The organism is Cyanobacterium sp. Dongsha4, from assembly GCF_036345015.1.
Lineage (GTDB): Bacteria > Cyanobacteriota > Cyanobacteriia > Cyanobacteriales > Cyanobacteriaceae > PCC-10605.
Genome location: NZ_CP084098.1, coordinates 1268652 through 1284616 on the forward strand (window position 1 = coordinate 1268652; position 15965 = coordinate 1284616).

14 protein-coding genes are annotated in these 15965 nt (G+C 35.8%); 5 read left to right on the top strand and 9 right to left on the bottom strand.

The features are described 5' to 3' along the window. The first annotated feature begins 145 nt into the window (after positions 1–145). Complete coding sequence (locus tag Dongsha4_RS05340) at positions 146–2353, top strand: molybdopterin oxidoreductase family protein (RefSeq protein ID WP_425590790.1); 2208 nt, start codon at positions 146–148, stop codon at positions 2351–2353. A 94-nt stretch (positions 2354–2447) separates the two neighbouring features. Here the strand turns inward: Dongsha4_RS05340 and Dongsha4_RS05345 are convergent, their stop codons facing one another. Beyond that, positions 2448–3254 carry a DUF3598 family protein gene (locus Dongsha4_RS05345; protein WP_330204689.1) on the bottom strand — a complete coding sequence of 269 codons (807 nt, stop codon included), beginning with the start codon at positions 3252–3254 and terminating at the stop codon, positions 2448–2450. Between the two features lie 124 nt (positions 3255–3378). Here Dongsha4_RS05345 and Dongsha4_RS05350 point away from each other — a divergent pair, with 124 nt between their 5' ends. Next, positions 3379–4113, top strand: coding sequence for a DUF1698 domain-containing protein (locus Dongsha4_RS05350; RefSeq protein ID WP_330204690.1), 735 nt, complete (start codon positions 3379–3381; stop codon positions 4111–4113). 8 nt (positions 4114–4121) lie between these two features. On the opposite strand, the gene Dongsha4_RS05355 is transcribed toward Dongsha4_RS05350, so the two are convergent. The 6 genes from Dongsha4_RS05355 to Dongsha4_RS05380 form a co-directional block, all read right to left on the bottom strand. Beyond that, a complete protein-coding gene (locus Dongsha4_RS05355; protein ID WP_330204691.1) occupies positions 4122–5171 on the bottom strand; it encodes a DNA (cytosine-5-)-methyltransferase in 1050 nt (349 codons plus the stop codon). Between the two features lie 20 nt (positions 5172–5191). Then, positions 5192–5536 (bottom strand): hypothetical protein, encoded by a 345-nt coding sequence (locus Dongsha4_RS05360; RefSeq protein WP_330204692.1) that lies wholly within the window; start codon positions 5534–5536, stop codon positions 5192–5194. A gap of 104 nt (positions 5537–5640) precedes the next feature. Beyond that, the gene (locus Dongsha4_RS05365) at positions 5641–5970 is read right to left on the bottom strand and encodes an MgPME-cyclase complex family protein (protein ID WP_330204693.1); all 330 of its coding nucleotides are present in this window, start codon (positions 5968–5970) and stop codon (positions 5641–5643) included. Positions 5971–6081: 111 nt separating this feature from the next. Next, complete coding sequence (locus Dongsha4_RS05370) at positions 6082–6804, bottom strand: pyridoxine 5'-phosphate synthase (RefSeq protein ID WP_330204694.1); 723 nt, start codon at positions 6802–6804, stop codon at positions 6082–6084. 196 nt (positions 6805–7000) lie between these two features. Beyond that, the gene (locus Dongsha4_RS05375) at positions 7001–7141 is read right to left on the bottom strand and encodes a hypothetical protein (RefSeq protein WP_015219945.1); all 141 of its coding nucleotides are present in this window, start codon (positions 7139–7141) and stop codon (positions 7001–7003) included. A gap of 109 nt (positions 7142–7250) precedes the next feature. Further along, entirely contained in the window at positions 7251–9497 is a 2247-nt protein-coding gene (locus Dongsha4_RS05380) for a heavy metal translocating P-type ATPase (protein ID WP_330204695.1), read from the bottom strand. 484 nt (positions 9498–9981) lie between these two features. Between Dongsha4_RS05380 and Dongsha4_RS05385 the strand changes: the two genes are divergently transcribed. The 3 genes from Dongsha4_RS05385 (at position 9982) to glgX (ending at position 13584) form a co-directional block, all read left to right on the top strand. Continuing rightward, positions 9982–10626, top strand: a complete 645-nt coding sequence (locus Dongsha4_RS05385; protein WP_330204696.1) for a class I SAM-dependent methyltransferase — start codon at positions 9982–9984, stop codon at positions 10624–10626. Between the two features lie 115 nt (positions 10627–10741). Further along, the gene (locus Dongsha4_RS05390) at positions 10742–11452 is read left to right on the top strand and encodes a M15 family metallopeptidase (protein WP_330204697.1); all 711 of its coding nucleotides are present in this window, start codon (positions 10742–10744) and stop codon (positions 11450–11452) included. A gap of 65 nt (positions 11453–11517) precedes the next feature. Beyond that, entirely contained in the window at positions 11518–13584 is a 2067-nt protein-coding gene (gene glgX, locus Dongsha4_RS05395) for a glycogen debranching protein GlgX (RefSeq protein ID WP_330204698.1), read from the top strand. 73 nt (positions 13585–13657) lie between these two features. Here the strand turns inward: glgX and Dongsha4_RS05400 are convergent, their stop codons facing one another. Together Dongsha4_RS05400 and Dongsha4_RS05405 are read right to left on the bottom strand one after the other, a co-directional pair. Beyond that, the gene (locus Dongsha4_RS05400; protein ID WP_330204699.1) at positions 13658–14560 is read right to left on the bottom strand and encodes a histone deacetylase; all 903 of its coding nucleotides are present in this window, start codon (positions 14558–14560) and stop codon (positions 13658–13660) included. 130 nt (positions 14561–14690) lie between these two features. Further along, positions 14691–15893, bottom strand: coding sequence for a glucosyl-3-phosphoglycerate synthase (locus Dongsha4_RS05405; protein WP_330204700.1), 1203 nt, complete (start codon positions 15891–15893; stop codon positions 14691–14693). Between the last annotated feature and the right edge of the window lie 72 nt (positions 15894–15965).

Below are 15965 nucleotides of genomic sequence, written 5' to 3' on the forward strand. Positions count from 1 at the left end.
TTTAGATGCAAAATAACCATAAATAAAATGCAGAAAAAAGAATACTTTGGATGTTCAGTATCAGAAGATACATTTCTTAACAAAATCTGGTGACAAGATTAAACACACAAAATCCGAGGTTGTATATATTGATTAGTTCTAGATGATAAGTGAAAAAGTTACCACAGTTTGCCCTTATTGCGGTGTTGGTTGCGGTTTAGAAGTTCAGCCCCCTGCTTCTCAAGGAAAAGCGACAAATAGAGATTCTGAGGGTACTCCCATTTGGAAAGTAATGGGCGATCGCACCCATCCTTCTAGTTTAGGAAAAGTTTGTGTGAAAGGAGCAACGGTAACAGAAGCGATCAATAAAAGTCGTCTTAAATATCCTTTATATAGAGAAACACTACAGCAAGATTTTCGACAAATTGACTGGGAAGAAGCCTTTAACCTAATTGTTAAACAAATTCAGTTAGTGAGCAAAACTATCGGGGTTGATGGTATTTGTATGTATGGCTCAGGGCAGTTTCAAACAGAAGATTATTATGTTGCCCAAAAATTACTTAAAGGTTGCTTAGGAACAAATAATTTCGATGCCAATTCCCGTTTATGTATGTCCTCGGCGGTTTCAGGTTATATGGGCAGTTTTGGGGCGGATGGTCCTCCTTGTACCTATGAGGATTTAGAATTAACAGACTGTGCTTTTTTGGTGGGAACGAATACCGCAGAATGTCATCCCATCGTTTTTAATCGTTTACGGGCATATCATAAGAAAAATCGTCATGTTAAAATGATTGTGGTTGATCCTCGTCGTACAGCTACCGCAGAAGCGGCGGATCTTCATTTAGCTATTAAACCCGGTACAGATATTGATTTATTTAATGGTATTGCTTATTTATTATTACAGTGGGGTGCGATCGATACTTTTTTTATTGATGAATGTACAAGGGATTTTCCTGCCTATGCAGAAGTAATTAGTAATTATCCTCCTCAAATTGTTGCCGATAAATGCGGTATTGAAGTTAAAGATTTAGAAATTGCCGCCCGTTATTGGGCAGAATCGGAAAAGGTGTTATCTTTATGGTCGATGGGGTTAAACCAGTCTTCTGAGGGTACAGCAAAAGTAAGAACTTTAATTAATCTTCATTTGATGACTGCTACAATCGGTAAAGCAGGATGTGGCCCTTTTTCTCTGACAGGTCAACCTAATGCCATGGGAGGAAGAGAGGCAGGAGGATTATCTCATATTCTCCCGGGTTATCGCAGTGTCAAAAATCCCCTTCATCGTCGGGAATTAGAAGAAATATGGCAATTACCATCGGGGGCTATTTCCGCCAATGTGGGTAAAACAGTATGGGAAATGATTATGGGTTTGGAAAATGGGGATGTGGGTTTATTGTGGATTGCGGCCACTAACCCTGCGGTGAGTATGCCCGATTTAGAAAGGACAAAACAAGCCCTATTAAAATCTCCTTTCACTATCTATCAAGATGCTTATTACCCCACAGAAACCGCCTATTATGCTCATTTAGTCTTACCTACCACCCAATGGAGTGAAAAAGCGGGTACTATGACTAACTCCGAAAGGGTTGTAACTTACTGTCCTGCTTTCAATAGTTCTGTTCCTTCTCAGGCAAAAGCGGATTGGGAAATTTTTGCGGAGGTAGGTAAAAGATTAGGATTTGAACAGTATTTTGGTTTTAACGATTCTGCTCAAGTATATCAAGAATTTGTCAAAACAACGCGCGATCGCCCCTGTGATATGTCTGGTTTAACTCATGATTTATTAGCTAAACATGGTTCGATACAATGGCCTTTTCCTCTCCGAAGCGATCCCAAAAATCGTTACGGTAGAAGACTTTACAGCGATTGGCACTTTCACACCGAAGATGGCAGGGCAAAATTTGCCGCTTTCCATAGCCGAGGTTTAGCCGAACCTCCTAACCCAGATTATCCCCTTGTTTTGACGGTGGGCAGACTTTATGGACATTGGCACACTATGACTCGCACTGGTAGAATTGACAAAATAGTAAAAATGCACCCTGAGCCGTTCCTCGAAATCCATCCTAAAGATGCTCGTAAATATGAATTAGAAGACGGTGAATTAGTTAGAGTTGTATCTGTTCGAGGAGAAGCTAAATTTAAAGTGAAAATAACAAGTGCGATCGCACCTTCCACCGTCTTTGCACCCATGCACTGGGGTTTTCTCTGGGCAGAAAATGCCGAAGCCAATAGCCTAACCCATCCCCATTCTTGTCCTATTTCCAAACAGCCAGAATTAAAAGCCTGTGCCGTCAATTTAGTTAAAGTTAATCCAATTCCTACAGAAATCAAGCAAGAGACAAAAGGCAAGGGGGAATTGACAATTAAAAATTAAGAATTAAGAATCAAAAACTCTGAACACTCATTACTTTTTTCTCCCTAACACCCCAATACCCGAATACTCTGATACCTCTCTCCCTATCCCCCTATCAGGACTTAATTTCCTGTACCAAAGTGATACTAACCCATCTTCCTTGATCATCATATTGTCTAATTAAACGTAATCTCATATTCGTTTCTACTAACCAACCAAATTCAAGAAAGAAACTTTGACGATTTTCAATTTTTACAGGAGTAGTGGAAGATGCACCATCGGGCAAAAGTAAAACTCGATTTTCTTTATTTCCCTGATTAAATGTAATAATGTTGTCGTTGATAGTGCCTTCAGAAGAATAGTTCATAAAAGGAGTTTTTAGGGTTTGTTTGAGTATGTTTCCTTCTCTTTTTAAAGTTAATTGAGTTTGATATGGTTCACTATTACGCCAATCTGGATATAATGTTAGCGCTTCTCCTCGCCATTTCCCTTCTAGTTGCTCAATGGTAAGATGCTCCCTCTCTATACCTTCTCCCCCCTCCCGAAATTCTCGAATAAGAGTGACAGAGTCGAAGTGACTATCTTTGTTAAACAATTGTACTAACCTGCAACGGCGATCGCACCTTACATAACCATATTCTGCCCCAAAAACGGAAAAAGGACTAAACTGTTGAGAGCCTTTGGCAAAATGACCATCTTCAAATAAAAATATATTACGATTCAGGCTACTAAATTCATTGACTATAGGATTAGGGTTTCCATCTCTAGCTAGAGTAAATTTAATGGTTTTACCATCATCACTGCCGAGAGTTAATTTACTGGAAGTCTCTTTGAGCAATTTACCATGAGGAGAAAACTGACTGAATGAACCTAACCAAACTCCTGAGTTTTTTAGTAAATAAGACCACTGTGAGGAAGACATAAGACGATATTTTAATTAAATTAACTTAGATTATTTTGTCATAAAACTACGAACATCAGGCTATAATATACTATCATAAATATTGCTAAAATTTCCCTTAATTGATACTAATAAAATTGCTATAATGAACCAGTCAAAAGAAATAGATAAAGAGAATTTAGTTAAAGAAGTTGCTAAAATAAAATACTGGCATCATTACATGGATTTTGGTGCGGGGGTAGAAACAAAAACAGGAAAAGAAGGACGATTTTGTAAGAAATTTCAAAACTGGATTTTAAGTGGTATTCCTCAAGATTTAACGGGAAAAACTGTTTTAGATATTGGTGCATGGGATGGTTTTTATTCTTTTTCTGCGGAAAAAAGGGGTGCAAAAAGAGTTTTAGCTACAGATTCTTTTATTTGGGAGCAGAGGCAACTATATGGTTTAGATGATAATTTTTGGCGTGATTTTGGTGCGGGAAAACAGGGTTTTGAATTAGCAAGAAAAATGTTTAATTCCCAAGTGGAGGATTACAATATTGATGTTTTAGAGCTTAATCCTGAAAAAATTGGTACTTTTGATGTGGTATTTTTTTTAGGGGTTTTATATCATATGAAATATCCTCTTTATGCTTTAGAAAAAGTAAGAAGTGTTACCAAAGAATTGCTTATTTTAGAAACTCATATAAGTTTATTTTTTAGCTTATTTCCTATGCCTTTAATGCGTTTTTATCCTACTAATGAATTAAGTCAAGACGTAACAAATTGGACTGGTGCAAATATTGCTTTGGTTAAGTCATGGTTACTAACTGCAGGTTTTGGTAAAGTGGAATTAGTCAAATGGCGAAAAGATAGAGCTATTTTTCACGCATGGGTGTAATTTCTTATTTAATGATAAATTAATTCACTATCAAATAAAGATATTTGTTTTGGTTTAAATTGATTTTTATTAAGATAATTAGTCTCAAAAAATTGCCCCTTGACTTGCTGTGCGATCGCTTCTATCATAGGTACAACAACAGAATTTCCAATGCGATTATAGAGCTTTGCTTTACTACCAATTAATTTAAAATCATCTGGAAAACCCATCAACCGATAACATTCTCTTAAAGTTAATTTTCTTACCCTGCCATTATGTAAGATGTAATATCTTCCTGCCGATTCTTGAGATGATAAAGTAGGATGATTTCCCTCAGAGGAGTAAATTCGATTCGGTTGTTTATGAACTCTGGATAAATGCTTAGTATTTGGTTTTGTACCTTTTAATCGAATATTCTTATTTCTATAACCTGCAAATATTAAACCTGATAACTGTTTTTTCGGATTTTCAATTAGAGTATATTCTTCTTCTTTTAAATACTCGAAATCTGGGGAATCTTTTTCTAAAATATCGGCTAATTTATTACATTTTTGTTGTTTTAAATAATCAAAATTAAATTCTTTTTGACCTAAATAACCAATAATAATTGTTCTCTCTCTATTTTGAGGGACACCAAAATCTTTACCATTTAATAATGCCCAATTAATTGTGTAACCTAAGTCATTTAATGTGGTTAAAACTATTTTTAAAGTTCTACCTTTATCATGACTTTTAAAATGCTTAACATTTTCTAAAACAATAACTTTTGGACGATGATATTCTAATATTTTAGCAATATCAAAAAATAATGTACCCCTAATATCGTTAAAACCTTTTTTTTCTCCAGCAATACTAAAAGGTTGACAAGGAAAACCAGCTAATAAAATGTCAAAATGGGGAATAGATTCAAGTTCAATTTTTTTTATATCTCCAAAAGGTAAATCTCCAAAATTAAGTTGATACATTTCCCTTGCATGATTATCTATTTCTGAGCTAAATACACACTGAAATCCTACTTTTTCAAAACCTAATCTAAATCCACCTATTCCGGCAAACAAATCAACAAATTTATAACACATTACCTAAATCTCTTAATAACTCATTTTTCTGCCATTGATAGTAAGTCTAATTCTTTTAAAGTAGGTGTGATATATTGTGTATCAATAGTTCTACCTGAAAAACCATTTTTTATTTGTGTTTGATGATTTCTAATATCCTGTTGAGGATGAAAAATTTTATAAATGGATAAAGTTATTAAAACCGTATAAACAGCTTTTTGTTGAAAGCATTTTTCCGCAATAATTTTTATATTTTCTAATGTGGATTCTTCTAATTTTTGCTTAGGTTCTTTATCTTGTAGTGCTTGGTAGTAAATACTTTTTAATAACTGGCTATAATTATTATTTCCCTCTTTCTTTTCTGCTCGATAATTGCCAGTATTCATTGCTAAAAAATTTTATTATTTTATCTTTAAATCTTGAGAATTTAGGTATGAATAAATTTTTAAAGACGTTAAATAAAAGGTGGGAAAAACCCACCCAAAAACTCTTATACAGTGGTTAAAGATGCTAAAGGTTCAGGAATATCTGCTGAAGGTGCATCAAATTGACCAGTAATAACATACTCTAAACGCAATTTTAAAAAAGTAATCCATTGCTCATTTAGAGATACAATCGCCGCAGTCGGCTGAGGACATTTTGCTTTAATTTCTTTAAATTCTGGAGCATCTAAAAATGCAGGTTGTTTAATAAACCAAAAATCTTTTTCTTTATTTTTTTCCTTGTAGTCTCTTTCTTTTTCTTCTAAGACTTCATGGAGATTTTCATTGTCACTGGTTAAGAATTTTTCACTGGCAACAAGATAGTAATAAGTAGTCATAAATTTATCTATTTTCGAGTTAATTATAAAATTTGTTAGTTATTAGAAAGGTTATTTTGACACGGTTGTTAATTATATCCTACTTAATAGGAATATAGCTTTGTATCTTAATTAAAGTTGATTTTTCATGGCTAGTTTCATTTCTTTAACCGCTCTTTCTAACCCTACCAAAACAGCACGGCTAATGATACTATGACCAATATTCAATTCTTCCATGCCTTCAATACAAGCAACGGGATATACATTCCAATAGGTTAAACCATGACCTGCATTTACTCTTAAACCCAACTCTAAAGCCTGTTTAGTGCCTTTTTCTAAAGCGATTAATTCCTGTTGACGGATTGACTCATTTTCCGCATCCGCATATTTACCTGTATGTAATTCAATAAAGATAGCTTTAGTTTTCGCCGCCGCTTCAATTTGTGCCTCATCCGCATCAATAAACCAACTCACTGGTATATCCGCCGACTGCATTTTATCGACAATGGCGGTAAATTTTTCAAGATTATTAACAATATCAATACCCCCTTCCGTTGTTACCTCTTCTCTTTTTTCAGGAACTAAAGTAACATAGTCAGGTTTCAAGGAAAGTGCGATCGCAACCATTTCTTCTGTGGGTGCCATCTCTAAATTCAAATGAGTACGCACAGTTTCTCTTAAAATACGCACATCTCGATCTTGAATATGACGACGATCTTCTCTTAAATGGGTAGTGATACCATCAGCACCGCCCAACTCTGCTAAAACTGCGGCCGCAACTGGGTCTGGTTCAACAGTACGCCTAGCTTGACGAATGGTCGCTACGTGGTCTATGTTGACCCCTAATGTTAACAATGTATCTCTCCTCTATGAATAATAAATAGGTTTCAGGTGTCAGGTTGCAGGTTGCAGGTTTCAGGTGTCAGGTTTTAGGTTTCAGATAAACAAGTTTTCTCCCCACTCCCTACTCCCCTACTTTGAAAACCTCTCTACCCCCTACTATCTATATTAGTTTAACTCTGAACTCCGAACTCCGAACTCCGAACTCAGGTTACTTCTTGGCGGTTTTGATTTGTTGTAAGAGTAGTTCTAATTCAGCTTCTAAGCTCATATATTTAACTTGTTGATCTGCTTGATAGGCTTTTTGTAACTGTTCTAGGTTATAGTTAGTGGTTTTTAACTCGGTTTTCATAAGTATATATGCTTAATTATATTTTTATTAAATAATTGATTTTAACTCAAATCTCATCATAGATGATATTTTAAGAAATGTAAACGAGAAAAATTGAGCTAGTCTCCCGTCAAATCTTAACTTTTTTCAGTCTTAAAGCATTTGTAACTACAGAAACGGAACTAAAAGCCATTGCCCCTCCTGCAATAATGGGGTTTAATAACAGTCCGAAAATAGGATAAAAAATTCCTGCGGCCACTGGAATACCTATCACATTATATATATATGCAAAGAAAAGGTTTTGTTGAATATTTCTCATGGTAGCTTTACTCAATTTGATGGCGGAAACAAGGGTCTGTAAGTCTCCTGAAATTAAGGTTATATCACTAGATGCGATCGCAACATCTGTTCCCGTACCAATAGCAAAGCCTACATCTGCTTGAGCAAGAGCAGGAGCATCATTAATACCATCTCCCACCATAGCCACTAATTTACCTTTATTTTGCTGAATTTCTTTAATTTTTGCTGTTTTTTCATCAGGGCGTACTTGAGCAAAAAATCTTCTAATACCAGCTTCTTGGGCAATTTTTTCCGCCGTTTTCTCATTATCCCCCGTTAACATGATTACTTCTAAACCCATTTTTTGCAATTTTTCCACTGCGAATTTAGATGAGGGTTTGAGACTGTCAGCAAGGGCTATTAAGCCTACTATCTCGCTCTCTATGGCTATCCAAGCGTTAGTTTTAGCAAAAAGTTCATTATGACATAAACTCTCTAATTTGCCCGTATTAATGCCCAATTCCTGAAACCATTTTTTTGTCCCCATGCGTACTAATTTACCTTCGATAAATCCTTGCACACCGCAACCAGAAACTGCCTCAAAGCTACCTACTTCTGATGGATTTACCCCCTGTCTTTGGGTATATTCGACAATAGCTTCAGCAATGGGATGTTCGGAATTTGCCTCTAAACTGGCAACATAGGTTAATATCTCTTTCTCCGTTTCAATACCATTAACCGTGATAAAGTCCGTTACTACTGGTTTTCCGATGGTTAAAGTACCTGTTTTATCTAAAACGATAGTTTTGATTTTGTGGGCTTTTTCCAAACTACTAGCATCCTTAATCAAAATACCGTGACTTGCCCCTAAACCAGTACCAACCATAATCGATGTAGGGGTAGCTAATCCTAATGCACAAGGACAAGCGATAATTAAAACATTGATAGAAGCGATTAAGGCTAAAGTAAAATTACCCCCTATCAACCACCAGATAAGAAAAGTAACAACAGCAATGACGATAACCACAGGTACGAACCAACCTGTAATTTGATCAGCTAATTTTTGAATCGGTGCTTTACTGGATTGGGCTTGTTTAACTAATTCTACTATTTGGGCTAATACCGTATCTTTGCCGATTCTTGTGGCTTTAAACTGAAAACTACCAGTTTTATTAATAGTCGCCCCAATTACTTCATCTCCCACTGTTTTTTTTACTGGTTCAGACTCTCCCGTCACCATACTCTCATCAATAGAAGACTCCCCCTTGATTATTTCTCCGTCCACTGGTATTTTTTCCCCCGGACGTACTATAATAATTTCATCAATTTTAACTTTCATAATGGGAATTTCCTGCTCATTTCCGTCTCGAATGACTCTAGCAGTTTTTGCTCCTAACTGTAATAACTTTTTAATGGCTTCAGAAGTCTGACTTTTAGCCCTATGTTCAAAAAATCTCCCCAAGAGAATTAAAGTAATAATCACCGCCGCCGATTCATAGTAAACATCTGCTCGTAAACCTTGATTTTTTAGCCATTGAGGAAAAATGGTGACTGCCAAAGAATAAATATAAGCCGCCCCTGTACCTAAAGCCACAAGGGTATTCATGTTAAAACTACGATGTTGAAGGGCAGAAATTGCCCCCGTAAAAAATGATTGTCCACACCAAAACATGACGGGAGTAGTTACCAATAACTGTAACCAAGGATTATGTAGCCACATAGGAATGAAGGGAATATGTAAACCTGTCATCATGGGCAGTGAGGTAATAACTAAAAAAGCACTTATTACTCCTCCGAAGATTAATTTATTGATGAAATCTTGGCTTTCTTGCTGTTTACTTTCTTCTTCATCGGTGAAAAAATTGTCTTCTTCATCAACAAAGGCTTGATAACCAATATTTTCTACTACTTGCTCAATAGTTTCAATATTCGTTGATTGAGGATTATAAGTTACACTAGCTTCCTCTAGGGCATAGTTAACGATACATTCTTCTACTCCTTCTATACGACTAATGGCTTTTTGAATACTGTTAGCACAAGCCGCACAACTCATGCCTCTTAATTGTAGAGTTTGTTTTTCTAATGGTTGGGTTATCATCTTTCTCTCTGGATATAGTTAGTTATACCGAAGGCAATATCAATATTATTTTTAGCTTAAACCTTCTAGTTAACTAGAATGTCCATCAAGAATTATTTAGATGTGATTGAAACAAAAATTAATTAACTCGATCGAAAAAAATTTCTACACTATTGCATAAATGGGTAAAAAGTAACTGATAAATAAGTAAGAAAGTTTTAGGAGTATAAATCATGATTGATGAACAACAATCTCAACCCAAATTAGAACAAGAAGAAGAGATTAATTGGGATGATTACCTTGATGAAGAAGAGGAGGAAGGAGAAACTAAAGATTAAAGAGGGTTTGCAGGAAAATATAGCTTTGTAGTAGCTTTCAGGTTTTAGGTTTCGGGTTGATTTTTTTCTTTATTCTGTCAACTATTTTTTTACCCGTATATTTTTTTCTCAGTAATAGAATGGCAGATGTATAATTAATTAAAGATTTTCCCTTCCTGCTTGGATTCATGCTATTACAACCCCATCAAAGAACTAAATTAGATCAGAGTGATGATAATTTATTTTACTCTTTCCCTCGTTTTGTCACCCATGTGGATGAGAATTTTATTAGTCAGTTAACGGATTTATATAGGCAACTTTTGCAACCACAGACGAGGATTTTAGACTTGATGAGTAGTTGGGTATCTCATTTACCCCCTGAGATGGAATTTGCTCATGTGGAAGGTCACGGAATGAATGAAGAAGAATTAAGGAGAAATACTCGTTTAAATAGTTATTTTGTCCAGAATTTGAATGAAAATCCTAAATTACCGTTAAATGATGCTGATTTTGATGGAGTTTTGTGTGCGGTTTCTGTGCAGTATTTGCAGTATCCTGAAGCCATTTTTAGCGAAATTGCTCGTATTCTTAAGCCCAATGGGGTGGCAATTTTTAGCTTCTCTAATCGAATGTTTTATCAAAAAGCGATCGCAGTTTGGAGAGATGCAACGGATAGACAGAGAATTCATCTTGTTAAATCTTACTTCCAATCGGTTAAAGAATTCAATACTCCTCAGATAGTTGCTACTCAACCTGAATTACCTGCTATTTTACAAATGTTCGGAATTGGGGGAAAAGATCCTTTTTATGGAATTTTTGCTAGAAAAAATTAGGTTTTTATTTGTGATTATGGATTTTTTTAAATAAGGCTTTACTAATTAATTTTAGGGGGATTATACTATTTTAAATAGAAAAAATATAGATTTATAAATATTAGTAATTTAGAAAATGAAGCCCTATCAAAAAATTATTATTCAAGAATGTGGTGAGCCATTAGTGCAGATTCCTGAGCAGGATTTTTATTTAGAGATACCTTCTGCTTACGCCAGATTGGGGGCAGATTATCAAGGAAAGTCTCCCTATTTTCTTCGTGCAGGAGTATTAGATAAGTTATTGATAGCAAAAAAAGAGTTAAAAAAAATAAATCCTCATTGGAAAATTAAAATTTTTGATGCTTATCGACCTGTTTCAATTCAAAAATTTATGGTGGAATATACCTTTAATTCTATTTGTAAAGAGAGAGAAATTAATGTTGATATTTTAATAGAAGAAGAGAAAGAAAAAATTTATCAAGAAGTATTTAAAATTTGGGCAATTCCTAGCGATAATCCCCTTACTCCTCCTCCTCATAGTACGGGAGGTGCGATCGACCTTACAATTATGGATGAGAATAGGCAATCGATTCCGATGGGGGGAGAAATTGATGAGTTATCTCCAGTATCTTTACCTGACTATTATCTTAATGCCCAAGACGAACCAGAGAAAACTTATCATCAACATCGACAAATACTCTGGCACATTATGACTAAAGCAGGATTTCGCCGTCATCGTGAAGAATGGTGGCATTTTTCTTATGGTGATCAAATGTGGGCATGGTTAGAAAATGAAGCTAATCCCCAAAGTCATTGTATCGCTAAATATGGAAAATACGAACAATGATCGCTATATAATGATTTTGAGATATAAATACGAGCTTATAAAAAGCAAGGCGTTTCTTTTCAACTATGAATTATAAAATATCGGAGGGTAAAACCTATCCCCTCGGTTCAAGGGTAGAAGATGGGGGGGTAAATTTTTCTCTCTTTTCTAAACACGCTGAAAGAGTAGAATTATTATTATTTGATCATCCTGATAGTGAACCTAGTCACGTTATCCCTTTAGATCCTAAACTGAACAAAACTTATCATTATTGGCATATATTCGTTCATGGTATTAAGGGCGGACAAATTTATGCTTATCGGGTTTATGGGGCTTTTCAACCAGAGAAGGGACATCGTTTTGATGGTTCAAAAGTATTATTAGATCCCTATTCTAAGGATGTGGTAAATACAGAAAAATTCGATCGCAATTTAGCGAAACAATATGGGGTTGATAATTGTCGTCAAGCCTTAAAAAGCGTGGTGGTAGATACTCGTCATTATGACTGGGAAGGAACAACTCATCCTCGTATTCCTTTTGCTTCCACAGTAATTTATGAGATGCACGTTGGTGGTTTTACGAGAAGGGAAAATTCGGGAGTAAATGCGAAAAAACGGGGAACTTTTGCTGGATTGGTGGAAAAAATACCTTATTTAAAAGATTTGGGCGTTACTGCGGTGGAATTATTGCCAATACATCAATTTGACGTGAAAGATGTGGTGAAGCCTGAGTTGGAAAATTATTGGGGTTATAGTACTATTAGCTTCTTTGCGCCCCATCGCCAATATAGTTATGACCAAAGTTTAACAGGTCCGGTGGATGAATTTCGAGACATGGTTAAAGCCTTCCACAAAGAAGGAATTGAGGTTATTTTAGATGTGGTTTTCAACCATACTGCGGAGGGGGATGACACTGGCCCTACTATTTGTTTTAAGGGTTTAGATAACTCTATTTACTATCTTTTAGAGGATAATCAAGCAAAATATAAGAATTTTAGTGGTTGTGGAAATACTTTCAAGGCAAATCAACCCGTTGCTCGTAATTTAATTATCGATGCCCTCCGTTATTGGGTGTCAGAAATGCACATTGATGGTTTTCGTTTTGACCTTGCTTCTATTTTAGGGCGAGATCATCTTGGTGAACCCATGTTAATTACTTCTGTTTTAGCGGAGATGGAATCTGACCCCATTTTAGCTGGTACTAAGTTGATTGCAGAGGCTTGGGATGCGGCAGGATTATATCAGGTGGGAGAATTTATCAATCATGGGGATTGGTTTGCAGAATGGAATGGCCCTTTTCGAGATGATGTGCGACGTTTTGTGCGAGGGGATGAAAAAACGGTTAAACTTCTAGCGGCAAGGATTTTGAGTAGTTCTGATATTTATACTAAACCTGATCGAGAGCCTAACCGTAGTATCCATTTTGTCACCTGTCATGATGGTTTTACCCTTGCTGATTTAGTTTCCTATGGCAAAAAAAATAACTATGCCAATGGAGAAGATAATCGAGATGGTTGCAGTAATAACTTTAGTGCCAATTATGGGGTAGAAGGTTATACCAATGACGGGCATATCAATCGCCTCAGAGAAAGACAGATGAAAAACTTTTGGGTGATTCTACTTTTAGCTCAAGGAACACCTATGATTACAATGGGTGACGAAGTAGGGCGATCGCAACATGGAAATAATAATGCCTACTGTCAAAATAATGAACTCAGTTGGTTTAATTGGGATGATGTTGAGAAAAATAAAGGCTTGTTGCGGTTTGTGAAAGGTTTAATCAAATTGATTCAATCCCTTGATGTGTTTCAGCAGGAGAGATTACTTAAAACCGAGGAAAATGGGGGTAATCCTTATTTAATTTGGCATGGTACACAGCTTTATAAGCCTGATTGGAGTGATTATTCTCATAGTATTGCTTTCACTTTACATCATCCTCAAAAGGGAGAATTTCTCCATGTAATGTTTAATGCTTATTGGGAATGTCTTGATTTTCAGATTCCTCAACCGCCTGATGGTAAGAAATGGTTTCGCATTATTGATACTTCTGCCCCTCCTAATGATGATTTTTATGAGCTTAAAGATGCGATCGAAATTAATGGACATACATATTTAGTACACGATCGCACTTCTGTGGTTTTGATTGCAAAATAGGTTCGGGGTTCGGGGTTAGGAGTTCGGGGTTAGGAGTTATTAATTATCAACTTTTACCCTTGCCCTTTGCCCTTTATATACATTCGGCGGCGGCACGATGAATCAGGGAATGACGATAAACTAACTCATCTAAGTCTTTGCAATATCCCCCTCCAATAACTCCTGCAACGGGATAGCCTTCTGCTAAACAGGTACTTAAAACCATCATTTCTCGTCGATAAATTCCTGTATCTGTTAAGGATAATTTACCGAGGCGATCGCATCCTGAAACATCTACTCCAGCATCATATATGACAATATCAGGTTTAACTTGTTTGAGTAAATCTGTTAAATGAAAGGCTAATATTTGCAAATAACCATCATCATCTAAACCAATGGGTAGGGGTATATCTAAATCGCTCTTTTGTTTACGGTAAGGGAAATTAGCTTCGCAGTGCATGGAAAAAGTAAACACTCTTTCATCACCTCTAAAAATAAAAGCTGTGCCGTCTCCTTGGTGGACATCTAAGTCAATTATCAAAATTTTATTAACTATATTTCCTAATAATAAATAGCGAGATGCGATCGCAATATCATTGAAAATACAAAAGCCTGAACCATAATCAGGAAAAGCATGATGAGTACCTCCAGCGAGATTACAACAAATTCCATGCTCCAATGCTAATTGCACAGTTAAAATAGTTCCCCCCACCGCAGTGCAAGTTCTTTTCACTAAGCCTTCACTCCAAGGCAAACCAATACGGCGTTTACTTTTATCGTCTAAAGTACCATCACAAAATTGACTTACATAGGTTTCATTATGCACTAATTGCAATAAATTATTACTAGCAATAGTTGGTTTATAGGTAGATTCTTGAGTAATAATTTGATCCTTTAACAACAACTCATAGAGAAGTTTAAACTTCGGCATCGGAAAGCGGTGTTGTTCAGGTAATGGAGTAACATAGTCAGAATGATAAACAACGGGAAGATTCATTCAAATTGAGCTTGATATAATGTAATGCTGTGCCTGTTAATTTAGCTTATCACTTAGGTTGCAGTTTGATTGCAATGTTAGAGGGGAAGACTGGTTTATGTTCAAAAACATTCACTCAACTATCATTATTTTAAATTTGACTATCTTCAATGACAGCCTTTTGTAGTTGTTCTCGCAAATCGGGCATAACAGCCAAAGCCCTTGTCCAATCAGGGATTAAAGCACCAGAAGGATCAGCAAAAAAGTATTCTCCAGATTCTCCTATCACTTGTTGGAAAATTTCGATGATGACTTCTTCTTGATGACGATCGTAGCTTAAACCATTAAAACGAGCATCTAGGGAATATTGACGAGTGTAGTCTTGAGCTTCCCGACGATATTTGATTCTGAGGGCATGAATGTGATCTCTAGTAATGATAACTTGTTCTGTTTCAGTTAGAGTACGAAAGAGCGATCGCAGTATATCTAAACACATTTTCTGTAAACCTTCGTTAGTGGATTTACCAATTTTTTGATGTTTATGGTCAAATATACCTAAGTCAATTTGAGAGATTCTTTTTTCGGCTACGTTGCGATAAACTTCTGCTAACAAACCGATTTCTAAGCCCCAATTAGCAGGAATACGAATATTTAAGGCTAAGTCACTATTTAAAGCAAATTCTCCCGATAAGGGGTAACGAAAAGCATTAAGATAGCGTAGATAGTTTTGATAACCAAACATATCCGTTAAGGCGCTTAACAGAGGAGTTACGAACAAACGTACAGCTCTACCGTTCAAATTATGAGAATTTTCCCCAATACGGGCATAATAGGCTTTATTAAAGGCAATACCAAATTCTTTTTCTATCAGAGGATAAAGGAGTTTGAGAGGGTAAGACTTATCATAGGTAATTATATCAGCATCATGGAGTGCGATCGCTTCTCCTGCTAAGGTAGCCAATCCTAAACCTAACCATACAGCTTTACCTTTCCCTTTATATCTCATTAAATCAAGGTCTTTTGCTCGTAAACATTCGAGAATATTGGTGATTCTTTGACCATTTTCCCAGAGAATATAGGTTTTTTGGGGTAAGGATTGAAAAAACTGTACTGTTTCTCTGTATTCTTCTATGGTTTTAGCATAGACACAGATAATGACTGTTTGCACAAATTGACATTTTCCTAATTCCTGACGAATAATGTGTAAAGCAGGGCGTTTTATTTCTTCATATAAAGCGGGGATTAAAACAACTGTTTTTGTTTCTTTTGTTAAGTCAATTAATTTTAATTCTAGCTCTTTAATATCACAACCAAAATCGTGAATTGTGGTGATTAATTCTTGTTTGTAATCCATTTTTTTGAGAAATTAATTCCATCTTTATGATTATTTTTGAGTGATAAATTTAACTCTAAACTCCTAACTCCT